Annotated in this window: 19 protein-coding genes; 5 read left to right on the top strand and 14 right to left on the bottom strand. The window is 62.6% G+C overall.

Features of this window, described 5'->3' with window-relative positions:
• The first annotated feature begins 60 nt into the window (after positions 1-60).
• Positions 61-2,628 (top strand): beta-mannosidase, encoded by a 2,568-nt coding sequence (locus AC3WRI_RS15290; RefSeq protein ID WP_010811134.1) that lies wholly within the window; start codon positions 61-63, stop codon positions 2,626-2,628.
• Between the two features lie 80 nt (positions 2,629-2,708).
• Here AC3WRI_RS15290 and AC3WRI_RS15295 read toward each other — a convergent pair whose 3' ends face one another.
• Positions 2,709-3,737 (bottom strand): DUF1839 family protein, encoded by a 1,029-nt coding sequence (locus tag AC3WRI_RS15295; RefSeq protein WP_492293490.1) that lies wholly within the window; start codon positions 3,735-3,737, stop codon positions 2,709-2,711.
• A gap of 288 nt (positions 3,738-4,025) precedes the next feature.
• On the opposite strand from AC3WRI_RS15295, the gene AC3WRI_RS15300 reads away from it, so the two are divergent.
• The 3 genes from AC3WRI_RS15300 to AC3WRI_RS15310 all read left to right on the top strand — a co-directional run bounded on the left by AC3WRI_RS15300 (position 4,026) and on the right by AC3WRI_RS15310 (position 6,777).
• Complete coding sequence (locus tag AC3WRI_RS15300) at positions 4,026-5,141, top strand: acyltransferase family protein (protein WP_010811132.1); 1,116 nt, start codon at positions 4,026-4,028, stop codon at positions 5,139-5,141.
• A gap of 267 nt (positions 5,142-5,408) precedes the next feature.
• Positions 5,409-6,026 carry a sugar transferase gene (locus tag AC3WRI_RS15305; protein ID WP_010811131.1) on the top strand — a complete coding sequence of 206 codons (618 nt, stop codon included), beginning with the start codon at positions 5,409-5,411 and terminating at the stop codon, positions 6,024-6,026.
• A 61-nt stretch (positions 6,027-6,087) separates the two neighbouring features.
• Positions 6,088-6,777, top strand: coding sequence for a membrane protein (locus AC3WRI_RS15310; RefSeq protein ID WP_011616305.1), 690 nt, complete (start codon positions 6,088-6,090; stop codon positions 6,775-6,777).
• Between the two features lie 22 nt (positions 6,778-6,799).
• Here the strand turns inward: AC3WRI_RS15310 and AC3WRI_RS15315 are convergent, their stop codons facing one another.
• From AC3WRI_RS15315 to AC3WRI_RS15335, 5 genes are all read right to left on the bottom strand, one after another.
• Complete coding sequence (locus AC3WRI_RS15315; RefSeq protein WP_010811129.1) at positions 6,800-7,468, bottom strand: acetyltransferase; 669 nt, start codon at positions 7,466-7,468, stop codon at positions 6,800-6,802.
• Between the two features lie 96 nt (positions 7,469-7,564).
• Positions 7,565-9,787: a polysaccharide biosynthesis tyrosine autokinase gene (locus AC3WRI_RS15320; RefSeq protein WP_010811128.1), complete on the bottom strand. Its 2,223-nt coding sequence runs from the start codon at positions 9,785-9,787 to the stop codon at positions 7,565-7,567.
• Entirely contained in the window at positions 9,784-10,251 is a 468-nt protein-coding gene (locus tag AC3WRI_RS15325) for a low molecular weight protein-tyrosine-phosphatase (RefSeq protein WP_011616307.1), read from the bottom strand. Before AC3WRI_RS15325 ends, AC3WRI_RS15320 begins: the two co-directional genes overlap by 4 nt.
• Positions 10,252-10,264: 13 nt before the next feature.
• Complete coding sequence (locus AC3WRI_RS15330; protein ID WP_136227839.1) at positions 10,265-11,434, bottom strand: polysaccharide biosynthesis/export family protein; 1,170 nt, start codon at positions 11,432-11,434, stop codon at positions 10,265-10,267.
• A gap of 233 nt (positions 11,435-11,667) precedes the next feature.
• Positions 11,668-12,900 carry a glycosyltransferase family 4 protein gene (locus tag AC3WRI_RS15335; RefSeq protein WP_492293491.1) on the bottom strand — a complete coding sequence of 411 codons (1,233 nt, stop codon included), beginning with the start codon at positions 12,898-12,900 and terminating at the stop codon, positions 11,668-11,670.
• A 510-nt stretch (positions 12,901-13,410) separates the two neighbouring features.
• On the opposite strand from AC3WRI_RS15335, the gene AC3WRI_RS15340 reads away from it, so the two are divergent.
• On the top strand, positions 13,411-14,763 hold the full coding sequence (locus AC3WRI_RS15340; protein ID WP_492293492.1) for a polysaccharide deacetylase family protein: 1,353 nt from the start codon (positions 13,411-13,413) through the stop codon (positions 14,761-14,763).
• A 90-nt stretch (positions 14,764-14,853) separates the two neighbouring features.
• On the opposite strand, the gene AC3WRI_RS15345 is transcribed toward AC3WRI_RS15340, so the two are convergent.
• The 8 genes from AC3WRI_RS15345 to wbpA form a co-directional block, all read right to left on the bottom strand.
• Complete coding sequence (locus tag AC3WRI_RS15345; protein WP_492293493.1) at positions 14,854-16,383, bottom strand: hypothetical protein; 1,530 nt, start codon at positions 16,381-16,383, stop codon at positions 14,854-14,856.
• 249 nt (positions 16,384-16,632) lie between these two features.
• Complete coding sequence (locus AC3WRI_RS15350; protein ID WP_010811121.1) at positions 16,633-17,886, bottom strand: O-antigen ligase family protein; 1,254 nt, start codon at positions 17,884-17,886, stop codon at positions 16,633-16,635.
• Between the two features lie 379 nt (positions 17,887-18,265).
• On the bottom strand, positions 18,266-19,378 hold the full coding sequence (locus AC3WRI_RS15355) for a glycosyltransferase family 4 protein (protein WP_010811120.1): 1,113 nt from the start codon (positions 19,376-19,378) through the stop codon (positions 18,266-18,268).
• 209 nt (positions 19,379-19,587) lie between these two features.
• Positions 19,588-21,048, bottom strand: a complete 1,461-nt coding sequence (locus AC3WRI_RS15360; protein WP_492293494.1) for a lipopolysaccharide biosynthesis protein — start codon at positions 21,046-21,048, stop codon at positions 19,588-19,590.
• A complete protein-coding gene (locus AC3WRI_RS15365) occupies positions 21,045-22,160 on the bottom strand; it encodes a DegT/DnrJ/EryC1/StrS family aminotransferase (protein ID WP_011616314.1) in 1,116 nt (371 codons plus the stop codon). The genes AC3WRI_RS15360 and AC3WRI_RS15365 overlap by 4 nt, the downstream gene beginning before the upstream one ends.
• Before the next feature lie 83 nt (positions 22,161-22,243).
• A complete protein-coding gene (wbpD, locus tag AC3WRI_RS15370) occupies positions 22,244-22,825 on the bottom strand; it encodes a UDP-2-acetamido-3-amino-2,3-dideoxy-D-glucuronate N-acetyltransferase (protein ID WP_492293495.1) in 582 nt (193 codons plus the stop codon).
• Positions 22,826-22,832: 7 nt separating this feature from the next.
• Positions 22,833-23,783, bottom strand: coding sequence for a Gfo/Idh/MocA family protein (locus AC3WRI_RS15375; RefSeq protein ID WP_010811116.1), 951 nt, complete (start codon positions 23,781-23,783; stop codon positions 22,833-22,835).
• 19 nt (positions 23,784-23,802) lie between these two features.
• Positions 23,803-25,119: a UDP-N-acetyl-D-glucosamine 6-dehydrogenase gene (gene wbpA / locus AC3WRI_RS15380; RefSeq protein WP_010811115.1), complete on the bottom strand. Its 1,317-nt coding sequence runs from the start codon at positions 25,117-25,119 to the stop codon at positions 23,803-23,805.
• Positions 25,120-25,575: the final 456 nt, after the last annotated feature.

Here is a 25,575-nt window from a genome sequence, read left to right on the forward strand (position 1 = left end):
AGGCATGCTCCGCGTGGCCAGCGTTCCAGCACGGGCAGGCTGTCACGGGAGAGGCAGTCCATGAAGTCGCAAACTTATCCTGACACAAGCATTCTTGCGTCCGGTCAGCAAGCACTCCCCGGCGGCCGCCCGGGCGTTGCCATCGGCAGTACCGCGCTCGGCGGCGAGTGGACATGGGTGCAGACACCCGCCGGCGCGGCCGAAAGCCCCGCTGCATTGGATCCTGCCGCAGGCTGGCTGCCGGCCCCAGTGCCCGGCACGGTGGCCAGCGCGCTGCGCGCCGCCGGGCGATGGGACGACGCAATGCCGCCGCCATTGCACCAGTATGACCATTGGTATCGTGTGAACTTTGCCGGCCGCGGCCGGCGCGTGCTGCGCTTTAACGGGCTCGCCACGGTGGTCGAAGCCTGGCTGAACGGAAAGCTTGTGCTGAGCGCGCGGCATATGTTTGTCGCTCATGAAGTCGAGGTCGACCTGGACGGCGACAACCTGATGCACCTCTGCTTCCGTGCGCTCCATCCGTGGTTGCGCAAGCAGCGCGGCCCGGTGCGGTGGAAGCCAAGAATGATCGTGCCACCAATCCTGCGGGCGATTCGCACGACCCTGCTTGGCCACATGCCGGGCTGGTGCCCGCCGGTCCATGCGGTTGGGCCCTGGCGGCCGGTGGAACTGCTTGACCCGGCCAGTGACGACATCCTGCATGGCGTGCGCGCTGATCTGTGGGGGCGGGTGCAAGGAGATCGCGGTGTGATTGGCCTGCACCTGCACTTCCCGGCATCCGCGCCAGCGTCTGGATCGTTCGAGGCCATCGACGGCGAGGGATGCATCTATCCGGGCTCGCTGTCGCGTACCGACAGGTTCACACTCGAAGGCACAGTCTGCGTTGAACGTCCAAAGCTCTGGTGGCCGCATACGCACGGTGAACCCCACCTCTACCGTGTGGATGCAACCATCGAGGGACGCGCCATCCACTGCGGACGGGTTGGCTTTCGCACCATATCATTGGATTGTTCAAGCGATGCCGGGGCCTTCGCACTGCGCATCAACGGAGAGCCGCTGTTCTGCCGGGGGGCGTGCATCTCCAGCAATGATCTGCACGGCCTTGCCGACACGGATGAAGCATCCCGGCACTGGCTGGAGCTGGCGCGCCGGGGCGGGATGAACATGGTGCGGATCAGCGGCGTCACGTGCTATCCGGGCGCGGCCTTCTACCGGATATGTGACGAACTTGGCTTGCTGGTCTGGCACGATTTCATGTTCGCCAATTTTGATTATGGCAGCATCGGACCGGGCCTCGGCCTCACCGAGGACATCACGCGCGAAGTTGGCGACTGGCTAAGCGCCACCCTAACCCATCCGAGCATTGCCGTGCTGTGTGGCGGCAGCGAGGCAGAGCAGCAGGCGGCAATGATGGGCGTCTCGCGCAGCGACTGGAAGCAGCCACTGTTCGACGAACTGATCCGGGGCTTGGTTGCCGCCAAGCGGCCGGACGTAGTGTATGTCGGCAATTCGCCAACTGGCGGCGCGTGGCCGTTCCAGCCGGACACTGGTGTGAGTCATTACTACGGCGTTGGAGCCTACCAGCGACCGTTGGCGGATGCGCGCTTGGCGCAAGTGCGCTTTGCTTCCGAATGTCTGGCATTTGCCAATGTGCCCTGCGAGCGCACGCTGGCGGAACACGGTTTGTCGCAGCCGCTGCATTCGCCCCGCTGGAAAGCCACAATACCCCGCGACGCGGGCGCACCGTGGGATTTCGAGGATGTACGTGAGTACTACCTGCGAACCTTGTACGAAGTGGATCCACCGCGCCTACGATATGAGCAGCCGCAGCGTTACCTGGTGCTGTCCCGTGCGGTGGTCGCGGAGGTGATGACAGAAGTCTTCAGCGAATGGCGCCGGGTCGGGTCAAGCTGTGCCGGCGGACTGATCTGGCAATTGCAGGATCTCGTGCCCGGAGCCGGCTGGGGCATCGTCGATGCGTGCGGGCGGCCAAAGTCGGCCTGGCATGCCCTGCGGCAGGTCTGGCAACCGCTGCAGGTATTGATTACCGATGAAGGGCTCAACGGACTGCACGTGCATGCGATCAACGAAACGCCGCAACCGCACGCGCTGTCGCTGACGCTGCGCTGCCTGCGCGACGGCGAGACAGTTGTGGCCGAAGCCCGGCACAGCCTGTTATTGCCGGCGCGTGGCGCGGCGCGCATTGAAGCAGCGGCGCTGCTGGACCGCTTCTTCGACTTCACCTATGCGTATCGCTTCGGCCCGCCGACGCACGATGTGGTCGTGGTCACGCTGCATGCTGCCGACAGCGGCGAGCCGCTGAGCCAGGCCGTCTACCTTCCTGACCGCCGTGCCGCCGCGCTGAAGCCCCCCGGGTTGCGAGCCAGGCTCGAGCAAGTCGACGGTGACTGGTGGCTGACGGTATCCGCGCAGCGCTTCGCACGTTGGGTTCACATCGACGATCATGCCTTTCAAGCGACCGATAACTGGTTCCATCTCGCGCCCGGCAGCAGCCGGCGTCTGCGGTTGGTGCATGAGGCGGGGAAGGCTGGCGCGCACGCTCCCGCGATTCCTTCCGGCGAGATCCACGCGGTCAATGCGGAGCATCCACTTGGCTATGATGGCTGACCGCCGAGCCGGGCGCCGTTGCTGTTGCGGCGCTCATGCCCCGGGATGCCCGCCGTAGAACATGGCGGGCACCCCCGGCCCTATGCGCAGACTTGGTGGGACGTGCCGAACGCCGACAGCAAGCCCTCCATGGTCCTGTCATAGCAGGACTCCAGCGTGTCCAGGCAATCCGTGCAGGAGTCCACCCGCCGGCGCGCGACCGCTCGAGCAAGCCGGAACTGCAAGACCTTACTCTCGGTCGCAATGCTGCGTGCGGCGTCAGCCACAGCCTTGGGCGCATTGTATTTTTGCTCGCCGAGCCAGGCCAGCCAGTGGTGCAGCATTTCGAAGTTGGCGCCGAGCTGACGCGGAAAATTGAAGGAGTACAGGTGGAAATAGGCGTCGTCACGCGCCAGCAGGGTATCCATATGCTCGCCGAACACCTGTCGCCAGCAGGCCACCGGGTTGGCTGCAGGGCGTCTGCCCAGGTGGTAGCGCAGCAGGCCGACCGAAGCGTCGACCAATGCGGATGACGCGAGCGGCGGGCGCACGCGCTTAGCGCATTCGGCATAGGGGAACAAGATGTTGCCGTTGCCGCTGAGATCAGGGAGAAGCCGCAACAGGCCGCGATAGTTCTCCTCCTGCGCGCTGTGATAGCCGAGGCCGTGGTAGTACCAGAGGCGCTGCGCCTGGCCGTCAATGCGGTCAATGGCGACGGTGGTCTTGACGTGCTCGCGCCGGTACGCCGTGGCATGCGTGTCGGGCAGATAGTAGCTGTCGGCTTCGAGCAGCACGGTGTGACCGCGTTCGACCTGGGCCATGACGTGCGCCTGGAGCGTGTCGTAGACCGCCATTTCTTGCACAACCGTCCCGTACAGCGTCTCCAGGTCCAACTGCGGATACTTGAAGAAGGTAAAGTGATCACCCTCAAAGTCTTGCGCCACGGTAAAAGCCAGTCCCGCGCGCGGTTCGAGACCCCAGCGGTGGAGCAGTTCGACCCACAAGTCGATGTAGCAGTTGGTTTCCTGCCAGATGGCCTCGGCGCTATGCAGCGGGTGGGGATCCGCAATCGCCGGCAGGGTGGCGCCGAATCCGCCGCCGCCCTCGCTGCGTGCTGTGCTTGCCTTCATGTCCGGTCCTCCACATCTGTCATGTCCCAAGGCGTGGTCTGCCGGCCTGGGTGTGGACTCCAAATCTAGCGAGTTGGCCTTCGCTCTTCGGTGCGCTCTCCAACAGACTCGGAGGCCTTTCGGCTGGGTCGAGAGCGGTGCAGGGAGTGCTCCCTCGAGCGGCGGCCAAATGTGAGATAGCCAACGGTGCGAAGGCACACTTGCAGACAGAATTGCTCAAAGCTCCATCCGGATTCGCGTGCCAATGGATGGACAGCGGGCCGAAGAGCAACGCACCGGGAGCACGACATGGGGCAAAAGCTATCAACAGTGCAGTCGCTGCGCGCCATCGCGGCGACGGCGGTGGTCGCCTATCATTCGGCCGCCACGATAAGGATCTTCGGGTGGACGCCCGGTGCTCTCAGCCATGCGAGCGAGTGGGGATGGAGCGGCGTCGATATTTTCTTCTTCATTTCCGGGTTTGTGATGGTGGCCACGACCTCGGGCCGGCTTCGCGGAGCGCAGGCGGCAAAGGATTTCATGGTTGCCCGGCTCATGCGAATCGCACCGATGTACTGGATTCTCACCAGCCTGATGCTGGCAGTCGTGTGGGTGGTACCGAGTCTTAAGAATTCCGAGTTCACGGCGATGCAAATTGTGACCTCCTATCTCTTTATCCCATACGAGGTCAAAGAGCACGGTAACGCCTACCCGATTCTCTATGTCGGCTGGACGCTGGTCTATGAGATGTTCTTCTATGCGGTTTTCGCCATCTCGATCTGCTTCTCGGAGCGATGCATGCGTTGGGCCTTGCCCGCCTTCTTTGCAGGGCTTTCGGTACTGTCGCTCACCAGGCCAACGCTATATATCTTCAGGTTCCTGACCTCCCCCCTGCTGCTGGAATTCGTACTCGGCTGCCTGGTCGCCTGGCTCTACAAATTCGGCTATCGGATCTCCAGGCGGGCTTCTTTCTCCCTGATCGCGGCCGGAGTTTTCGGCTTCCTTGTGCTGACCCCCGGTTCTTCGATGGAGGACAGAGTGGTCTTTGCGGGAATCCCCGCGGCGCTGCTGGTTTCCGGGATGGTGTTCTGGGAGAGCGCCGAGGGCTGGATAGGAGGTAGCTGGTTGCAGGGCATTGGCGATTCCTCATACTCGTTATATCTGTTGCAGGCCTTCACGGTTCCGGCATTTGCCCGGCTGTTCTCCGCGATGGACAAGCACAGGGTCTTGCCAGGCGACATTGCATGCGTGTTGTTGGTGATTGCGACGATGATGGTTTCGTTGCTTACTTATCGACTTGTCGAGAAAAGAATTGACGCAAAACTGGGCAAGCTTCGCCAGGGTCTTCGGAGAGTTCCTGCTTCCGGTAGCGGAAGACCGGAAGAGCCGGCGGCGCGGCCGGCAGGTCGAGACCGAGGGGTATAGCGGAGGTGGCGTGCGTTCTGTGGTCATCGCCACATAGCAGTGCAACGTTCGCTTTCCGCCGCAACTATACTGAGCCAGCGTGGCGTGTGGCGGCCACTAATGACTTGCCCGGCCCGGCAAGTGCCGGCGCGGCATGCAGGCTCCCTCCCCCATTCGACGCTTACCCCCTCTGGACCTACATGCCGGCCATTCCAGGAAGGATGCCGCCTGCCGGTGGCGCTCCTTACGCCGCCGCCCTGACGGGCGGGATTTCTCGGAGCGAATGTGATGAAGCGCATCTTTGACATCCTCCTGGCCGTGCTGGCCATCCTGCTGCTCGCCATTCCTCTCCTGTTCCTGATGGGCGCGGTGCGCCTGAGGCTGGGCAAACCGGTCTTCTTCCGGCAGGTGCGGCCGGGACTTCATGGCGAACCATTCCACATCGTCAAGTTTCGCACCATGACGGATGCTTGCGGCCCGGACGGCGAACTGCTGCCCGATCCGGAGCGGCTGACAGGATTCGGAGCATTGCTGCGCGCCACAAGCCTTGATGAATTACCGGAGCTCTGGAATGTCGTCAAAGGCGATATGAGTCTGGTCGGGCCGCGGCCACTGCTGATGGAATACCTGCCGCTCTACACACCGGAGCAGGCACGCCGCCATCTGGTCCGTCCCGGTATTACCGGACTCGCGCAGATCAGTGGACGCAACGCTATCAGCTGGGAGGAGAAATTCCGGTTGGACGTCTGGTACGTCGACCATGTATCGGTATGGCTGGACATGGTGATCTTGTGGAAGACCGTCACCAAGGTCGTGGCGCGCGAGGGGATCAGTGCCGCGGGAGAATTCTCCGCCCCCCGCTTCAAGGGAAGCAAGCCGAGTGCCCCGGATGTCGATGCCGCATGACATGTCGGATGCTCGCTCGAGACGCAAGGGCGAGTGACCATTCCATGATCTGGAGCCGCCAATGCGATTGTCCTGGGTGCTGATCGTCCATATTGGCGGCGCTTCACTCACGTTCCCCCTTGCTGCCATGATTGCGCTGCGGCTGGTCTACCTGGGCTTTTGGAGGCAGGCATGCTATTGGCTCCTGTCGCTGGGGGCCGGCGTGGCCGTCATTCTTGCAGGGAAACTCGCGTTCGAAATTGGGGGATGGTCAATACCATCGGCGAACGTGTACAGCATAAGCGGGCACGCCATGCTTACGGCTTCGGTCTACCCGGTGCTCTGTGCGATGCTGGGATCGACATGGGGCAGGCGCACAGCCAGGTTCGGCCTGTTTGCCGGTGTATGGGTGGCGGTCGTGGTGGCGGTTGCCCTGATTGTCGGTCGCTATCATACGCTGGCGGAAACCCTGATCGGCATGGCTGTGGGGTTGACCGTGGCATGGCTCAACCTACATCCCTTTCGTCCGCTTGCGCGCGCCGGTCAGACGCCGATGCTTGCCCGGCTGGCACTTTGCGGCTTCCTGGTCCTTATTATGCCGGCCGCGCTGCATCCTATCAAAACTCGCTTGTGGTCCCATGGGTTGCTTTGGTTCGGTGTCACCGAGCGCTATTTCAGATCCATCGACACCGATCCGGTTTCCGGCCGGACTGTGGTGAATGTCGAACAGTGCCGTTTGCCGTCTTACCGGGCATGTTCTGACACCTTCTGAGCTGCGACGATGGAGTTCACCATCACTGATCACGGATCCGGCGTGCCGTAATCTGGTAGGTACCGGCAGTGATGAACTGCCGGTCCTTGGCGTTGGCGGAGACGCCGGTGTGAGAGTCGACAACGCAATCGGCACCGATTGTCACGCCTGGGTAGAGCGTTGCACGTGTCCCCAGGAAACACCGCGGTCCGACGGTGGCGTTGCCATTGAGGACCGCGTGAGGTGACAGCACAGAGCATGCGCCCGCCCGGGAACCATGGCCGATCCCGCTGAAGACATTGGCCACCACGCCATCCTCCACCACTGCGCCCCGACTGACGACAGTGAATGGAAAGATCAGTGCACCCACGCCCAGGCGGGCGGAAGGCGAGACAAGGGCCGTGCTGTGTACATACAGCGGAACCTCGATCCCGATTTGCAAGAGCCAAGACAGTACGTCCTGCCGTGCCTGGGTGGCAGCTATCGCGACCAGCACTGCCTGGTGCGACGCGGGGCGGAACTGACGTATCGGTCCCAGATGCGGCAGATCTATGCCGTCCGGAACCTTGCCCGGCCTGTCATCGATGAAGCCCGCTACAACCGGTCCGCCGCACAATGCTTCTGCCTGCAGATAATCATAGAGTTCCACCCCGAGCCCGCCGGCGCCGGCGATGACCACTGAAGAGACGGCAGACGCGTGAACGAGTGGCATGGCTGATGGGCCCTCCGGTGAAGCCGTGTGAAAGTCGGCGGTGGTGGCGGCCGACGGCTGGGAGACAGCCGGGGACGACACCGACCGCCGCTTTAGCTAGGCCCGCTTGCTCTGTCCATTGCCGTATTCGGCGAGATAGCGATACTTGCCGAAGTAGTTGTGGGACCGGTACCAGCGTCCCTCGATCAGAAGGCCGTTGAAGAGCACGCCCTTGATGTCGGCGCCGGCCTGCTGGATGGCCCGTTGCGCCGCGATCAACTCGTCGGTGGTGGTCTTCTCGGCACGCGCGACGAGGAACACTACGCCAGCCTTGCTCGCCAGGATGCTCGCGTCGGCAGCGGCAAGCACTGGCGGGGTATCGATCAGCACGAGGTCATAGCGCGATTTGAGTTGCTCAAGCAGGGAATCTATGCTGGAAGTCAGCAGCAAATCCGCCGCGTGTGGTGGTTGCGTGCCGGTCGAGATAAAGTCCAGGCCGGGCGCCACTTGCCGCTGCAAAACCTGTTCCAGCGGCGCGCCCATCAGCAGTTCGGTCAAGCCTGGCCCGCGCCTGGCATCAAAGAGGCTCTGCAGGCTGCCGCGGCGCAGGTCGGCATCGATAAGCACCACGCGGCTGCCAGCGGCGGCAATCGCGGCAAAGTTCGCGCAGACAAAGGATTTGCCGACGCCCGGGGCGGGCCCGGTGATCATCACCGTCCGACTATTGCTCCCAGCCATGGCGAAACGCAATGCCGTGCGGAAGCTGCGCAGACTCTCCACGGCCGGGTCGTCCGGCTGCTGTAGTGCCAGCAGGTTGCCGCCGGATGGCAGCTCTGACTGCTGCTTGCTGAAGGGGATGGTCGAATAGACGGTCATCCCTGTCTGCCTCTCGATCTCGTCCGCGTCGGCCACGCCGCCATCGAGCATATGGCGCATGAAGATCGCCAGCAGGCCGGCAAGCAAGCCCAGGGCCAGCGACATCCCCGCAATCATCGCCCGATCAGGCCGCACTGGTTTGAGCGGCACATCGGCCGGGTCGACAATCCTCGCGGTTCCCACTTTGCTTGCCTTGACCAGTTTCAGCTGCTGCACCTCGTTTAGCAGCGTCTGAAGCAACTCAGTGCTGACCTTGACGTCGCGCATCAGGCGAAGCACATTCTGTTCCACATCCGGCAGCTTCTGGATCCGCCCGGATACACCGTTCAGCTGGCCGTTCAGGCCGGCAATCTGGTTGTCGATGAGTGCGATCGCCGGGTGATTGGAGGTAAAGCGTGCAGCCAGCTCCTGGCGCTTCTGCTGCAATTCCTGAAGCTTGGTCTGGATCTGTACCGACTGGCCCAGGATCAGCTTGGACTCCTCGCTGAGGTCGATGGTGCCGCGTTGATTGCGCATCGCGTTATACCGGGTCTCGGCCACATCGACCTGCTGCCTGAGCAGCGGCAGTTGTCCCTCGAGAAAGGCCAGCGACTTCTCGGCTTCAGCGGCTTTGCGGCGGATGTTCTGGTCAACATAGGCGTTACCGATCTCGTTGAGGACAGCTGCCGTCATGTCCGGCGAGATTCCCTCCAGCGACACGCCGATCACGCCGCTTTGCTTGCCACGCTCGCTGATCGCCAGCTTCTCCTGCAATCGCGTGATGGCCGCGCCGCGCGGCAGGCGACGGAGTACGAACTGGACACCGGGGCGTCCGTCGATCTGGCTGACCAGCATGGTGACCGTCCCGGTGGCCGTGCTGATCGTCAATGGCGATCCCACCTTGCCGGTAGCCTCGACATTGTCGCTGGCAAACCGCACCCTGTACGCGTCGTCACCCAGCGCGGTCAACGTGATCTTGCGTTCCTCCATGGGCGCTGGCACGTCGAGCTGGGCCACGGTGATCGATTCATGGCCCCACGCGAAGCCGCCCCATCCAAACAGCCCCGGGTGCGACAGTTCAGGATTGAAATTGGCGATTGCCGGGCCAATCAGCGGGAAATAGCGCGGTGCGGCTTCGATATACAGACGCAGGTCGTCGACCGCCTTGCCGACTACCATCCGTGAGCGCAGGAGTTCGATCTCCGCAGAAGCCGCGGGTTTGACGTCGAAAGCCGGCGAGACGCCGGCTGCGAGCTTGCCTATCGAGTTACCGCTCGAGTCCTCCACTTGTACCGTCATGTCGGTGCGGTAGACCGGCTTTGCCAGGATGGCGTAGATGAGACCGAGGCCGATGATGACTCCGGCGACGGACAGGAAGGTCCGTCGATAGCGGGCCAGCAAATCGAGATAGGAGGTGAGGTCCACTGCCGGCTCGCGCTCGTCCGCGCCAGCGGGGGCCTGGTATCGCGTACCGATCGGTTTCATGATGCCTCTCCTTGAACATGTGCGGGTGCAGCAGCAGCCCCCAGCCGTGTAGACCATGATGCGATGCCCTGCTTGATCAGTTCCAGCACGATGCCGAACATCTTCGGCGAGCATCCATACGGATCCGGCACATCCGTGTGCGTATATTCGCAAAGCCGGTGGGTTTTCCCGCGCGCGTGCGGGAAAACCCGCTCGAGCTCGTCGCGTTGCTCGCTGTCCATCACGAGGATCAGATCTGCCGCCGCCACCAGTGCGTCATCGACGGCGCGTGCGCGGTGACCGACGATATCGAACCCCTCGCGTGCAAGCAGCCTGACAGCGTTCGGATCAGCGGGGGCGCCGACCGGCGGTGCGAGCCCGGCGGAAACCACCTCGCAAGCAGGCAGGACATGGCCCAGCAGGCAAGCCGCCATCGGGCTGCGACAGATGTTACCGATGCACACCACCAGGATTGAGTGAACCATCTCTCGCATCCCACTATTTGAATGCCGTGGCCGAACTGAAAACGGGCTGTGTACTCGGCAGCAACTGGTTGATCACACGGCTCCAGCGGACCACTTCGCGTGCATTCACATAAACCACGTCCTTCGGTTCCAGCTCGAAGCCCTCGGCGATAGCCAGCGCCGCCGGAGAGTTGCCATCCAGGTGGAAGACATTGGGCTCGCCATCCACCGCCTTCCGAATCACGTAGATCTGCTCCGCATTGCCGGAATTCGGATTGACCCCACCGGCATCGCCAAGTGCCTCGTTCAGTGTCATCCGCCCGTTGCGCATCAGCAAGGAAGCCGGACGCACCACTTCGCCGGTGACGAAGATCTTGTTGTCTTCGCGCTGTTCCACGCGGACGATGTCGCCGGAGCGCAGCAGAATGCGGGATGGATCGATGCCCTTGGCGAGCAGCGCGGGGATGTTGACATACCAGCTGCGCTCGCCTCGGGTGATACGGATGCGGCTGTTGTCACCGGTCAGATTCAGCACGCCGCCGGCGCGATTGAGCGCTTCCACCAGCGTCATGGGCGCGTCGTCGATGGGCTGCATGCCAGGCAGCTTGACCTCGCCGTCGACATAGACACGCTGGCTGCGAAAGCCAAGCACACGCACGGTCATCTGGGGATTCCTGACCACTCGCGATAGCACACGCGCCATCTGGTCGCGAACATCGTTTGCCGTCTTTCCGGCCACCTTCATGACACCGGCGTAGGGGAACTGAATATCGCCATGTGCGCTGACCACATAGCCAGGCACGTTGGCGCCACCGCTCGACGAAGGGATTTCGAAGGAGGCGCCGATGCTGTAAGTCTGCGTGGGAAAGACCAGTTCCGGATGGTCCCATACCACGACCGAGATGATGTCCCCCGGGCCGATACGATAAGGCTGCGGCGTTGCGAACAGTTCCTGGACCCGATCGTTGTCCGTACGGGCCTTGTTGCGTTGCGCTTTCACCAGGTCCAGGGTGATCGGCGTGACCTTGGGCACGACTTCCGGCCCGATCGCGCTCACTACCGCCTTGTTATCGAAGTACATGCCGGGCGATGCGGCGCAAGCCGCAAGCAGGGCGGTGGCCACAAGTATTGTCAGACTGGTCCGAGATTGAATGCGCCAATTGACTGGTCTCACGGCGGTCTCCTTGCTGATAGCAGCGGACATCGCACCGCACATGCCATGTCCCCCGACGAATGCATAGTAGGAGCGGCTGCTCCATGCTTCGGTGCGGTTGCGCACAGTAAGTACATGCACGTGAGAGCCGCGCTTCTGCGAGCGCCAGGCCGCTCCGCGCCGGCTTGCACGCCGGTCTTCGCACACACCCCTTCCCGGTGATCGCGGCATGGCCATCCAACTCAACCACGCCATTGCTTTTGCTCCTGGCGCTGACCCAATCACTAAACTGTGGCTTCGCATGCTTCGTCCAGCACGACAGCCAGACGCTGCGCCAGCTGCTGGAAGCTGTGGTTGCGTTCGACGTACTCCCGCCCGGCGCGCCCCATGCGCAGGCGGGCCTCGAGCGGCGCCGCGGCGATGTTGATGATGGCATCGGCCAGTGCCCGAGGCTGCTCCGCGCCGACCGTCAGTCCGGCCGCCGAATCGGCCACCGGATTGTTGGCGGCATTGGAGGCGATGACGACGGGGCGGGCCGCAGCCAAGTAGTCAAACAACTTGTTCATGCTGATCCCGTACCGGTACAGCCGCGGCAGGTCGCGCACGGCGATGACAAAGGCATCCGCCTCCATCGCCACGGCAGGGATGCGGAATTTCGGCACCGGGGGCTCAAAGCTGACATTGCTCAAGCCGAGCTGCCGCGCCTGCTCAATCAGTGCAGCCTTCATGCGGCCATCCCCCACCAGGCGCAGCACGATGTGCCGTCCCTCCGGACGCGATTGCACCAGCTTCATCGCCTGCAGCAAGTTGTCCAGGCCGTTGGCCTGCCCGTGGGCGCCGAAATACATCAGCGTGAATCGCCCGGATGGTTCCCCAGTGCGCTCAGGCGTGGGCGGGAACAGCGAAAGGTCCACGCCATTGGGTATCCAGGTGATGCGCTCCCTCGGGATGCCGAGCGGCGTGATGTACTCCCACGCATGCGGCAACAGCACAACGATGCGAGCGGCACGTCGGTACAACCACGTCTCCAGCTTGCGCAATGCCCAGGTCAGGAAGTCCCCTTCACGCAGACGGCCCATGTCCACCAGTGTTTGCGGCCACAGGTCGCGCACCTCGAATACGAATGGCACCTTGAAGCGGCGCGCCAGCAGGGCGCCCGCCGCCGCGGCAAAGGGATGGACGCTGGAGCCGATCACCACGTCCGGGCGCGGCAGGCCGTGCGTGGTGCGCCGACGCAATACACGCCAACTGTAGGCCAGCATGTTGAGCATTCGGCCGGCGCCATCGCCTTCGTATATGGGCGTGCGTACCCAGAGGAAGGGCACATCGCGAATACTGTCCAGGCGCGACAACTCGCCCGCCTCCAGCCGCTTCTCGCCGCTGCCGATCGCGGTGGCCGCGATGACGGTCGCCTGCCAGCCAGACGAGCTCAGGTGCTTTGCGAGATGGAAGTGTCTCGTGCCGCCTGTGCCGCCGGGCTCCTGGGCATAGTGATTGAGAATCCAGACATGCTTCATGGATGGACGGGATCGTTGGATGCTGGCGCGGATGTCATCGGCAGAGCTCGTCCAGTTGCCCTCCCGGTCTGGTAGGTCAGCAGAGCAATGCGGGCCCGCCAAGGACCTCCCCCCTCGCGACCACTTGTCGCCGCACAAGGACATGGTCACGGGCCGGAAACTGGAATACCTTGCCGTCGTCTGCGGCGTACTTGCCAATCCGGTCAAATACATCTAATCAAAGTCCGCAGCTAAAGGGAAGCGCATAGCGTGGCCCGGCCCACACTGCTCGACGGCGCACCGTAGCAAGCTCAAGACAGCTGGTCCACCAGGTCAACGTATTCGCTTTGCGTTCGGCGTCGCACCCAGCGCCATTGTTAGTGCACTGCGAAGTCCCGATAATTTTCTCGACTGGCCCAATCCTGTGAGTATCGGCCATTCGGCTTGCGTGGCGCCGATCCAGGACCGGCTCGTGGAACTGACAGCCATCATTCCCATCGGAGCATTGGCATATTCACACTGGAAATCTGAATGAGGCATATGACCCCGGAAGCCCTTTCCTGGCTACAGCGGATTCTGGCCGAGCGATTCGGCCATGGCTTTCACCTGCAAGCTGCTGGCGCGGACTTTGTCCACCTGTGCCTTGCTGGTTCCGGCCAGAGGTCGATTGAGATTGCCGCAGATCCCGGCACCTTCCGGCGCGCCGACTCTGAGCTCGCCTTCACGAGCTGGGACGCGCTTGCCGAGGGTTGGCAGCCGGCCCTCGGCAGTCCCTTGCCAGCGCCAGGCCTCGCGCGCGCACCGTCACCGCTGATCGAGGCGACCACTACCGGCTATCGCATCCACTATGACGTTCTCGGTCTAAGCTACTGGATGCTGTCGCGCCAGGAGGAGGTCGGCCGCTCCGACCTCGACAGCTACGGTCGTTTCCCGGCCAGCGCGTCGCATGCCGGGAAACATGGCTATCTGGAGCGGCCGGTGGTGGACGAATGGCTGCATATCCTTGGCCAGGTGATCAGCCGGCTATGGCCCGAACTGCAGCTCAGGCAGCAGCGGGCCAGCATGAAGGTGTCGCATGACGTGGATGTGCCCAGCCGCTATGGCTTTGCCTCTGCGGCGAGAATCATCCGCCGCATGGCGGGCGACATACTGATACGCCGGGACGTGAAAAGCGTGCTGCAGGCTCCCGTGATACGGCTTAAGACCCGGACCGCGCTGCATCCGACGGATCGGGTCAATACCTTCGACTGGATCATGGATGTTTCCGAGCGCCATGGACTGGTCAGCGCTTTCTACTTCATCTGTGGCTGTACCGACCCCAGCAAGGATGCCGACTACGAGCCCGAGCATCCCGCCATATGTGGACTGATGCAGCGCATCCATGCCCGCGGCCACGAAATCGGCCTGCATCCGAGCTTCAATACCTATCGCGCCCCCGAAAAGCTCCAGGCGGAGGCAAAGCGGCTGCGGCGGATATGCGAGCAGGAGAATATCGAACAGGAAGCATGGGGCGGCCGCATGCATTACCTGCGCTGGGAACACCCCACCACCATGCTTGGTTGGGAGCAGGCAGGCATGACCTACGACAGCACGCTCACCTACGCCGACCACGCCGGATTCCGCTGCGGAACCTGCTTCGAGTATCCGGCCTTCGACCCGGTCGCGGGAACGGCGCTGAACCTGCGCATCCGTCCGCTGATTGCGATGGAAGGCAGCGTCATTGGTTATATGGGGCTTGGAACCGGCGAAGCAGCCTGGAAGAAGTTCCGGGAACTGAAGGATGCCTGCAAGGCGGTGAACGGCTGTTTCACGATGCTCTGGCATAACTCATCGCTCGGCAGTGCCGAAGAACGGGATCTGTACCAGGCGGTGCTTGAGCACTGACCAGCCATCGCATTGGCAAGCAGCCGGTCCGCACCCGCCAGGGCCGCCCTCGCCCGCAGGCGAACAGCGCCGCGGCGATGCTTTTGTCCTTCAGCGCGAGCCGCCACGGCGAACCAGCGTAGGCCAGAACATCAGCTCGGCAATCATACGCTTGCTAGGACCGTAGCGCCCCATAAAGCTCGGAAAATACGCCGCGACGAAGTCCCGGTCGTCCACGCTTGCCGACTGCGTCAGTTCGTACAAGCGCACACCCAGCGCATGCAGTCCGGGCCATGTCGCATAGCCACCGGTAGGGAATGACTCCGCCTGGCCATAGGGTGGGTAGCCCTCCGAGCAATTGCCGGTGCCATTGTCGTAGTTCACCCGATACCAGCCATTGGCGCCGCTGAAGTAATTGGTGAACAGCGGGCGGTTCCAGTCCTGGTTCCACACGTGAAGACGCAGCTGGCGCGCAAAAGCGACCATGCTGTCGTGCGAGGGCAGGCTCGACGGGGAGATGCCGTATACCCGCACCATCTCTGCGCGATTGCGCTCGATGGCTTCAAAGAAATGCACCAGCCGGCGCGCATGGCTGATGTCCCAGCCGAGGTTGGCAACCGGCGCGAAGCGCTCGGCAGGGATTTGCGTCTGCGCCACGAAAACATCGGGCCTGGCCGGATCGCGCTTGCACACCACCGGCTTGTCGCGCCCGGTGTAGCCCGCGTACCGGTTGTCGTCATAGAGCCGCCAGAATCCCGCGTCGAGGTCAGCCACCATGGCGCTCTTGCCGGCCTTACCGTTCGCTCCGGGAGGCACCTGTACAGTGATACGCGCCGCAACCAGGCCCAGCAGCAAGTCCAGGTGCGCCTTCATGGTGGCAAAGCCGGTATCATCCTGGTCCAGGGCAAGCCCAGGCCGCACGGCCAGCATGCCGGCCAGATCCGCGTAGATGGAGATCTGCCAAAGCTCCTTGTCGGTCAGGAACAGCTCGGACGAGCCATTCTTCACATCTTCCGGCCGGGCGGCGATCTGCTTGCGCAACGCACCCTGCGCCGCAGGGGTACTCCACCGCACCAGGTGCTCGCGCGCGATGCGCGCGGTCTGCTCGACAAAATCGCCGGGAGCCTCGGGCCGCGCCCGGCTCAAGCTGTTGGCAAGGCTGGTCGCGAATGCCAGGAACTGCGTGCTGCTGAGCATCACCTCGGTGTTGCGGAGCCGGATGTTGTGGCTGCACTCAGGACCGCCACGGCATATCCATGCTCGCCCCGGCCGGTTGCCGGGCGCAGGCTCCAGCTTCGCGTACGTGCTGGAGACGAGTTCGGCCAGCTGGTACAGCCGGTCGATCCGCTGGCAACGTTGCGCCATGGCCAGCAAGTTGTGAAAGTAGATCTCGAAATGGTATAGCGCGTAAGTATCGCCTGCTGCCAGTCGTTGCGCGATCAGCTCCTCTCGCACGAAGGCGAGGCCGCCTTGGTTCCAGCGGCGCCAGACGGCGTACTCGATCGGGCCGTCGCAGTTCAGCGCGTCGGGCATCAGGCCGCCGGATTGAGCCTGCGCTGCCGGCACAGTGCTGGCCAGCAGTACAACAAGGCCGCAGGCGCCCAGTAGCGCTGACGCAAGACGGCGGCGGACGAGCCTCATGCCAGCATCTCCTTGTGAACGCGCGGCTGTTCAGCGCCGATCGTGGCGACCAGCCACCACGCCTGACTGGAAAAAGGGCAGAGCATTCGATCGCGCAGGGCTCTCTATACTTCTGCTGGTTGCACACCCGAATCGGCGGCCGAGAAGTGTCGGCATACCTGATTTCCGTTGTCCGTCTCCAGACTAGCGGATCCATGGCAGGCGCAACATCGTGCGGATGGCGATCAGCCGTCGGAAGGACGATATCGTTCAGAGGGATGGAGAGCGGACTTTTGTCAGCTCTGCTTCGCGGCTGCGCACCCCTGCCTGTGTCAGGGATGGCGTGCTTGTGCGCCGGCGCTTGTCTAGTGCGCAAGCCGTCGCGCCCCACGCCAGGGCGAAGATCGGGTCGTTGACGGATTTGGCGGTGGCCGCCAACGTCACTGCATAGAGGCTGAAGGCCAGCGCCAGTGCAACCTGCGGATCCGATGCGCCGCCCTTTTTGGCCAGCCAGGCCGACTGTACCAAGGCACAGCCCAGCAGGAGTACAAAGCCAAGAAAGCCCGCGAGCCCGTAGCTGACCCAGGCCGAAAGTGCGTTGTGCGCATAGCTTCCCATTTCGCCGATCTCCATCTCGGAAGCATAGCTTCCAAGCAGCGGATGCTCCATGATTATCCTGACGGCGTACTGCATCAGTTCGCTTCTTGCCTGATAGGAAGCCGATTCCTTGATCGCCAGAAGCTGCAGAATGCGCGAGTTGCCCTCGAGGATCTGGAAACTGATGGCGAGATAGGCGATACCAGCAACGCCCAGCGGAAGCCAGATCAGCGTGGTCCGCGACGCGCCTTCCCGAACCACCATGAGCATTGCGGCCACCACGAGGAATGCCATAAACTCGGACCTTGCCCCTAACAGGAACAATAGGGGTACGGCAATCACTGTAATCAGTGCTGCTCGCAATCCCGCATTCATCGCGAGCAGGACCAGGGCGACAACGGCGGCAGAACGGGCCAGCCCCTGATAGCCCGAGACCCGCACCGCATCACCAGCAAGCCTTTCGGTATCGTAGAACTGGCCATTCGATTGCCATGCGGCGATCGCCAGGAAGTAGACCAGTGAAAGGGAAAGTATCCAGCGCAGCCACTTCCCGTCCAGATCGAGGCTCCGTACTGCCGCGTAGACCACCAGCCAAAGGAACATCGCGCCGAGGTTATACAAATAGACGGCGGGGGATCCCTGCGCCCCCATGCCGAGCAGGAAATGCAGGCTTGACCATGCCACGGCAAACAGCAAATACAGCATGAAAGCTTGATCGATAAAAAGCGACCGTTCGCGCCCGACTATCATCGCGCCGGCGCCGAGTGCCAGCAGCGGGACACCGAGCACGACCGACATCGGGCCGAAGAAGCCGCCCAGCACCGGCGGAAAGAAACCGCCAGCAACCGCGGTGTGATAGTAGAAGTAACCCGGAAAGAGGGTGACGAAGACCACGCCGGCGCAGAATGAGAGGTACCTGCGCTTCATGATTGCCCTGTTGCCTCCCGTGTTGGTCGTCAATTCGGACGGAATTCCCGATCGCTATTGCATCCGTCGCGGTTTATCAGCCAGTGGAAGTCGCTGGCGTACAAGCCGCGGACAGTGCCTTTCCGCATGCAAGGCCCGGCCACGGATGTCTGCTGCCGTCCTATCCATCTAATCAAAGTCGCCGCTACTTTTGTAGCGCAGTGCGTGTCCAACCCAACACACAGCGGTATGGCAGCCCGGACTGGAAGGGTTTGCTTCTGGCGGAAAATCCGGTCCGCTCTGGCGAGCGCGGTTGCGCAGGCGGGCAAGCCCGCTGGCACACGCAGGACGCGCCGCCCGGAGTGCACACAGATGGGCAACGACGCGTCGGCGACGGACTTCACGCCAGAAGCCGTTCATAGAATTGCAGGAGCTTGTCTTGCTCGATCGCCCAGTTGTATTTCCTGACCACGTTGCGGCGGCCGTTCTCACCCATGCGGCGCGCCTCATGCGGGTGCGTCACCAGATAGTCGACGGCGTCGGCAATCGCCTTCGGATCCAGCGGGTCCACGCATATGCCGCTGTCGCTCTGCTCGACAATCTCACGCCAGAGCGGAAAGTTGGAGGCAATGGGCGGAATACCCGCTGCCATGTACTCGAACATCTTCACCGGCAACGCATCGAGAAAATTGATGATCGGGTGGAGCGTCACCAGGCCGGCCACTGACCGCTCCAGCACGGCCCGCACCCCGGCCCGGTCCAGGTACCCGAGGTCGTTGACGCTGGACCAGCCGGTGGTCGCCCTGACCTCGGACTCCAGGGCCCGGTCGCCGAACCGTCCCGCCAGATTCAGTCGGGCCCCGGATCGCATCAGCTCCAGCGCCATGAGGGTCTCGCGGATACCGCGACTTGAGTTTATGCCGCCGAGATAGCACACTTCTGCACGCTTATCTTCCCAGCGCACGGGACCGCCCAGTTCGTCGAGTATGGGGAAATTGTTGATGTCGACCGTGCATGGATTAATCGGCAGGAACTTGTCCCTGATATAGGGTGTGGCTGCCACGATGCCGTCGAATCTGCGACAGACCTGCCTCTCATACATGGAAAAGGCACCCGCAAGCGCTCGTAAGCGCCTCGGTCCCAGGTAGGGCTTGCTGAGCAATTGCTTGGGTACATCTTCATGCGAATCATAGATGACACGCTTGCCCATGCTCTTCAGCCTCAAGCCAATGGGAATCAGCTCCGGGTCGTGCAGGTGGTAGATATCAGCATTCAGCTTGATCGCCCGGCGCAGAACGCGCGCGGTGGTCCTGAAGACGCGGTTCACACGCCCCGGCAAGGTGCCAACATCGGTGATGAGCACCCCATCGCGGCTTTCGTCCCCGTTGCCGTCGGCCACCACCAGCGAGACCCGATAGCCATTGGCCGCCAGGCTACGGCAATGCTTGAGAAAGATGCGATCATCGTAGCGTGGATGAACGGAGGTGAGGTGGGCTACGTTAGGACTCTGCACTTCTTCTGCTCCGTTTTTACTCCGTTAACATCGCCACGACACCCTCTGAAAAAAGGGCGGCCGTTTTGCTCGCGGGTCGAGGCTTGACGCCGGCCATCGCCTACCCGAGGACAAACGGGCATGCTTGCCTGAAGATGGGAGCGTCGTCGCACTCACTTGCATCCAGATCGCGTTGCGGCAATTGCCTTATGTCCATCGTTGTCGCCCTTTCATGCCCGACTGGTGCCGGCGTGCGGCGCGCGCAAGGCACGCCGCAGCCAGAGTGCCGAGAGCGCCAGGAAGTAAATCGCGCAAGCAAGGGAGCGCCAGTCGGGCGCGCCGCTGTACAGCAGTAACGACGGCAGCGCCAAGGCGCAGAAGAGGAGGATCCGCCTCGTATCGTGCGCCACCATTGCCCTGAGACCTACCCCTACTCGCGACATGAACAAGGCCAGCATCCAGAGATAGGCCAAGGCGCTTACCACCGAGAACGCGGCGATGCTTTGATCCGCCGGAACGCTGAATCCGTAACACGCCGCCAGCGTGGCCAGACGAACTGCGAAGGTGCTGAACTGCGCGGTCAGCTCCAGCTTCTGCAGTTCCATCACATCAGGCAGGCACGACAGCGGGGAAAACTGGAACTGAAAATAGATCCAGGGTGCCATCCAGCGCGCATAGTGGCCGGCCATGCGCCACCGTTCACCGAACACGGTGCCGAACAGGTCCGGTCCGGCGCAGATGAGCAGCACCAGCGCCGGGACACCGGCGTTGGCCAGCTTCCGGCGCAGTTCCTCGGCCACCTCCGGCAGGCGGCCTGCCCGCCTGGCGGCCGGGGCCTGGGCGAAGAAGACGCTGCCGATAGCGGCGCCGATCAGCGTGATCGGCGCTGACACCATGCGCAGTGCAAAGGCAAAGTGGCCCACCACGGCAGCACCGAACAATGCCGAGAAGATCAACGGGACCAGGTGTAGGCCCGCCACATTGAATACGGCCGTCCAGGTGGAATACAGCGGAAAGTCCTTGTAGCGGCGAGCCAGGGCAATGATTCGGACCAGCCTGATATTGCGGCCCTGCCTGCGCCGGACTTCCCTTATCAGGAAGAACAGTCCGCCGGTGCCATTGCCGATCACCGTTCCGCCCATCAAGGCAAGGACGCCGAGTCCGTGGCCGCCCAGCTGAACCAGATTCCCGATCAAGGACCGCAGCAGCCTGGTCTGCGCCAGCTGGCCGAAGTACTGCATCCTGACCATCCATCTCTCAATCACAGTGTAGAGGCCGGCCGAAGCAACGCCGAAGGGAAGCAGCCAGAGAACGTTGGTGTCGATCGACCAATTCAGGGCCAGGATCAGCGCATCGCCGAACCACAGCACGCCGAGCCCGCATAGCGCGGTAGTCGACGCAACGCATAGCAGGCACAACACCACCAGGTTCTCGGCATCGCGATCGTTGGCGGGTAGCGCGATCGACAAGTCGTAGCGCAGGCAGGCAACAACGCCGAAGAATGCCAGCAGGGCCGTGAAGACCGCCGCGGCGCCGAAATCCTGCGGTGCATAAAGGCGCGTCAGAATCGGCGCTGCCGCAAGGGTGAGTATCTGCGCGGTGGCCTGCCCGCCGACCAGCAGGCCAACGCTCCTGCCCACGCGCGGCTTCGCCGCCGCGTTGGGCTCAGTGGCAAGCGTTTGTTTGTTCAAGGCAAAACTCGCTCCGGCTGGCACATGACATGTTGGAGAATCGCCGAACAGATGGCCTGCTGGCTCGTCATGTCGAGGTAAGGATGCATCGGCAGGCTCAACACCTGCCGCGCCAATGCGTCGCCGATCGGCAGGCGGGCATGGGGAGTGGCCACCGCGGGCTGTCGGTTCAGCGGCAGCGGATAGTGCACGACGGTGGGGATCCCGGCGGCCCTCAGCCGGTCCTGCAAGGTTTCGCGATCGGGCACCCGGATCGTGTACTGCGCATACACGCTGATGTTGTGTGGTTCGATATGCGGCGTGGCCTCGATTCCCCCGCGGCGGAACAGCTCTCCGTACCGCGCCGCCACTTGCTGGCGCATCGCCACCTCCTCATCGAAGATTGACAGCTTCGCCAGCAGGATGGCCGCCTGCAATGTATCCAGGCGGCTGTTCACGCCAACGCGGACATGGTGGTAGCGCCGCTCCTGGCCGTGATGGGCGATCTGGCGTATCCGCTTGCCCAGCTCGTGGTCGTTGGTAAAGATCGCCCCGCCGTCGCCATAGCAGCCCAGCGGCTTGCTGGGAAAGAAGCTGGTACAGGCGATCGTGGACAGATTGCAGCTGCTGCGGCCTTTGTAGGAGGCGCCGAAGCTCTGCGCGGCATCCTCGATGACCGGTACGCCGTGGCGCGCGGCAATGGCATTGATGGGGTCGAAATCGGCGCATTGGCCATACAGGCTGACCGGGACGATGGCCCTGGTGCGTGGCGTAATAGCGGCTTCAAGTGCCGCCGGGTCCAGGTTACAGGTGCGCGGATCCACGTCTACATAGATCGGCTTTGCTCCCAGCAGCGCGACGGTTTCAGCGGTGGCAATATAGGTAAAGCCCGGCATGATGACCTCATCGCCGGCGCCAATCCCTAGCGCCATCTGGGCGATCTGCAGCGCATCCGTACCGTTGGCGCAACTGATGCAATACCTGGCGCCGGTATAGTCCGCCAGCCGCTGCTCCAGTTCCTCGACCTCCGGGCCCAGGATGTATTGACCGTGCGCCAGCACCTGCTGGATGCCGGCGTCAATCCTGTACTTGATGCGGGCTTGCTGGGTTTTGAGGTCGATGAACTCGATCATTGCTGATCTCCTCTGCAGACGGCATTCGGGCAAGCCTGGCCACTGTCCCAGGCACCTCAGGCACCTCAGGCACCTCAGGCACCTCAGGCGGCAGCCTTGCGCAGCGTGGCGCCATCCAGGACGTAGCGTTGCCCGCTGTTCGGGCAGATGGCCTCACCCTCACCACGCACCGGCAGGTCGAGCTGCTCGCCGAATTCGCTCATCCAGCCGATCTGACGTGCCGGCACGCCGACCATCAGCGCGTAGGCGGGCACGTCCTTGTTGATGACAGCGCCGGCGCCGACGAAGGCATATTCGCCAATCGCCACGCCGCAGACGATGGTGCAGTTGGCGCCCAGCGTCGCGCCCCGCTTCACCAGAGTGTCGCGGTACTCGCCCTTGCGCTCGATCAGCGAGCGAGGGTTATATACATTGGTGAACACCATGCTTGGACCGCAAAAGACGCCATCTTCCAGCGTGACGTTGTCGTAGACGGAGACGTTGTTCTGCACCTTGACGTGGTCGCCGATGACGACACGGTTGCCAACGAACACGTTCTGGCCGAGCGAGCACTGCCTGCCGATGCGCGCGCCGGCGCAAACATGCACAAAATGCCAGACGCGCGATCCGTCTCCGATCTGTGCGCCCTCATCGATGACGGCAGATGGATGTATCTGGTAGGTCATTAGAGCCTCAGGCAAGAAGTTGCTGCAAGAAAGGATGGGCTTCGCCGTCGCGGGGCGCTGCCGGGCGTGCCGAGCGGATCGCATTGACCGTTTCAATGCAGTGGCGCGCGTCATCCAGGCCGTAGCCCCGGCCCGCAAGTACCTCCCGGTAGCTGACGGTGTGCAGGTCGGTGAAGCCTTCCGAGAACTCGATCTCCGCGCCGTCCACGGTGATCGAGCGATAGGTCGGCTTCCTGCCTTTCACCGCCGCGGGCAAGTCGCCGGCATCGACCGACAGGAACCAGCGCACACGCGCATTCTCGTACTCGAGGTAGCCGGCCGCCTTGTTGTCCGTGCTGTGGTGCACGACATTGTGCTGCACCCTCCCGAAGATGAAGTGCAACATGTCGTAGAAGTGCACGCCGATGTTTGTGGCCAGGCCGAAGGATTTGCGCGTGTCGCCCTTCCAGCTCTCCATATACCACTTGCCGCGCGAGGTAATGTAGGTCAGCTCGACCTCGTGCTTGTGCCCGTTGCGCTCACGGCCGACCTTGTCCTTGAGGTCGAGGATGGCCTGGTGGTGGCGCAGCTGCAGGATGTTGAACACGCGCCGACCGGTCTCTCGCTCGACCAGGGCAAGCTCATCGAGCAACTCGGGCGTCGGTACCAGCGGCTTTTCGCAGATCACGTCACATCCCAGGCGCAAGCCGGCTGAGATATGAGACTGGTGCAGGTAGTTCGGCGAGCAGATGGCGACGTAGTCCAGCGCCGCGCCGGGCTGGCGGCGCAGTCGCCAGGCATGGTCATAGAAGCGCTCGAACTCGGTGAAAAACTCGCTCTGGGGCGAGATGCTGTCGATGATGCCCACGGAATCATTGATGTCATAGGCCGACACCAGCTGGTTGCCGGTATCCCTGATGGCCGTCATGTGGCGGGGCGCAATGTAGCCGGCCGCGCCGATCAGTGCGAATCGCTTCACGATAGCGCTCCCCGTATGCTCAGGCCTTGACAACATTGGCTTCTGGCGAGCGATACCTGCCGCGGCTGTCGACGAGGAGCTTTGCATGCTGGCGGATCAGAAGATAGTCGAAGCTATCGTGATCGGTGGCCAGCACCACGGCGTCGAAGCCACATAGCGATTCGCCGTCAAGCGGCACGCTCGATAGCTCGAAATGGTGTTCGCGCATCTTCGGAAACACGGGGACATGCGGGTCGCTGTATGCGACCGTCGCGCCCCGAGCGCGGATCAGTTCCATGATCTCGACAGAGGGAGACTCGCGCATGTCATCGACGTTCTTCTTGTAGGCAATGCCCAGCACCAGAACCCGGCAGCCTTTGAGCGCCTTGCCCTGCTGGTTCAGCCCCTCCGTCAGCCGGGCGACGACATATTCTGGCATGGCCTTGTTGACTTCGCCCGACAACTCAATGAAGCGGGTATGCAAGCCGTACTCGCGGGCCTTCCAGGTCAGGTAGAAGGGGTCGATGGGAATGCAGTGCCCGCCCAGGCCCGGCCCCGGGTAGTACGCGGTGAAACCGAATGGCTTGGTGGAGGCGGCATCGATGACTTCGAAAATGTCGATCCCCATCCGCGTGGCCACGATCTTCATTTCGTTGACCAGGCCGATGTTCACGGCGCGATGAATGTTCTCAAGCAGCTTGGTCATCTCGGCCGCCTTGGTCGAACTGACCGGCACCACACGGTCGATCGCCGCTTCATACAGCGCAATGCCGACCTTGCGGCAGCCCGGCGTCTGTCCGCCGACGATCTTGGGAATGCTGCGGGTTTCAAACTTGCCATTGCCCGGGTCCTCGCGTTCCGGCGAATAGACCAGGAAGATGTTGTTGCCCACCTCCAGCCCGCCTTCCTGCAAGCGCGGCAGCAATTCTTCCTCGGTTGTGCCGGGGTAGGTGGTACTTTCCAGTGATACCACCTGCCCGATGCGCAGGTACTTCTTGATGGCATCCGTCGTATTGATGACAAAGCTCATGTCGGGTTCGCGATGCTTGTTGAGCGGCGTCGGCACGCACAGGATGATTGCATCGCACTCGCCCACGCGCTCGAAATCCGTAGTCGCCTCAAATCCGGTCTCGCGGGCATGGGCAATGCCGCGTGCGGGGATATGCTCGATATAACTCTCGCCGGCATTGAGTTTGTCGACCTTGTTCCCGTCGATATCTATACCCAGCACGCGGAATCCAATCGCACAGTAGCGCAGCATCAAAGGCAGGCCGACATAGCCCAGGCCGACGATGCCGATAATGGACTCCCGGTTCTTGATCCGGTCGATGAGGTCTTTGGCGATTGGGCTCGGCATGGTGGAATCTGCTTCGTTGTGGTGAATCGAAGAGGACGATAAGGTCGGACCGGCGACGAGATGACAGAGCTGGGCGGATGACCCGTGTTATCGATTGTAGGAGTCCGTATATCTCCAGACGGGTGAAGACTGTTGTGACCCACACATATGCGGGCAATTACATGAACCATTTCCTGTCGCTAATTCCGGCGTGCCCAGATGTCGCTGCCAACACTAATGGAATCGAGGTCGAAAGCGACATCGTTCTGACGGCTATCGTCCAATCGATGGAGCCGTGCCGCACCAGACTGCATGCGACGGGCCACTTCCAATCAATGTGCGAAGGCGCACCGATGCCGGCGACATGGCTTTCTAGGATGCGGCTATCGTGGGATGGGTGCTGCGGCGAATGCGTGAGCAGCAGCTTGCATGACGCAATGCGCAGTAAACAAGAGCGCACCAGCGTCAGCGTGTATC

Source organism: Cupriavidus sp. FW305-27 (assembly GCF_058787995.1).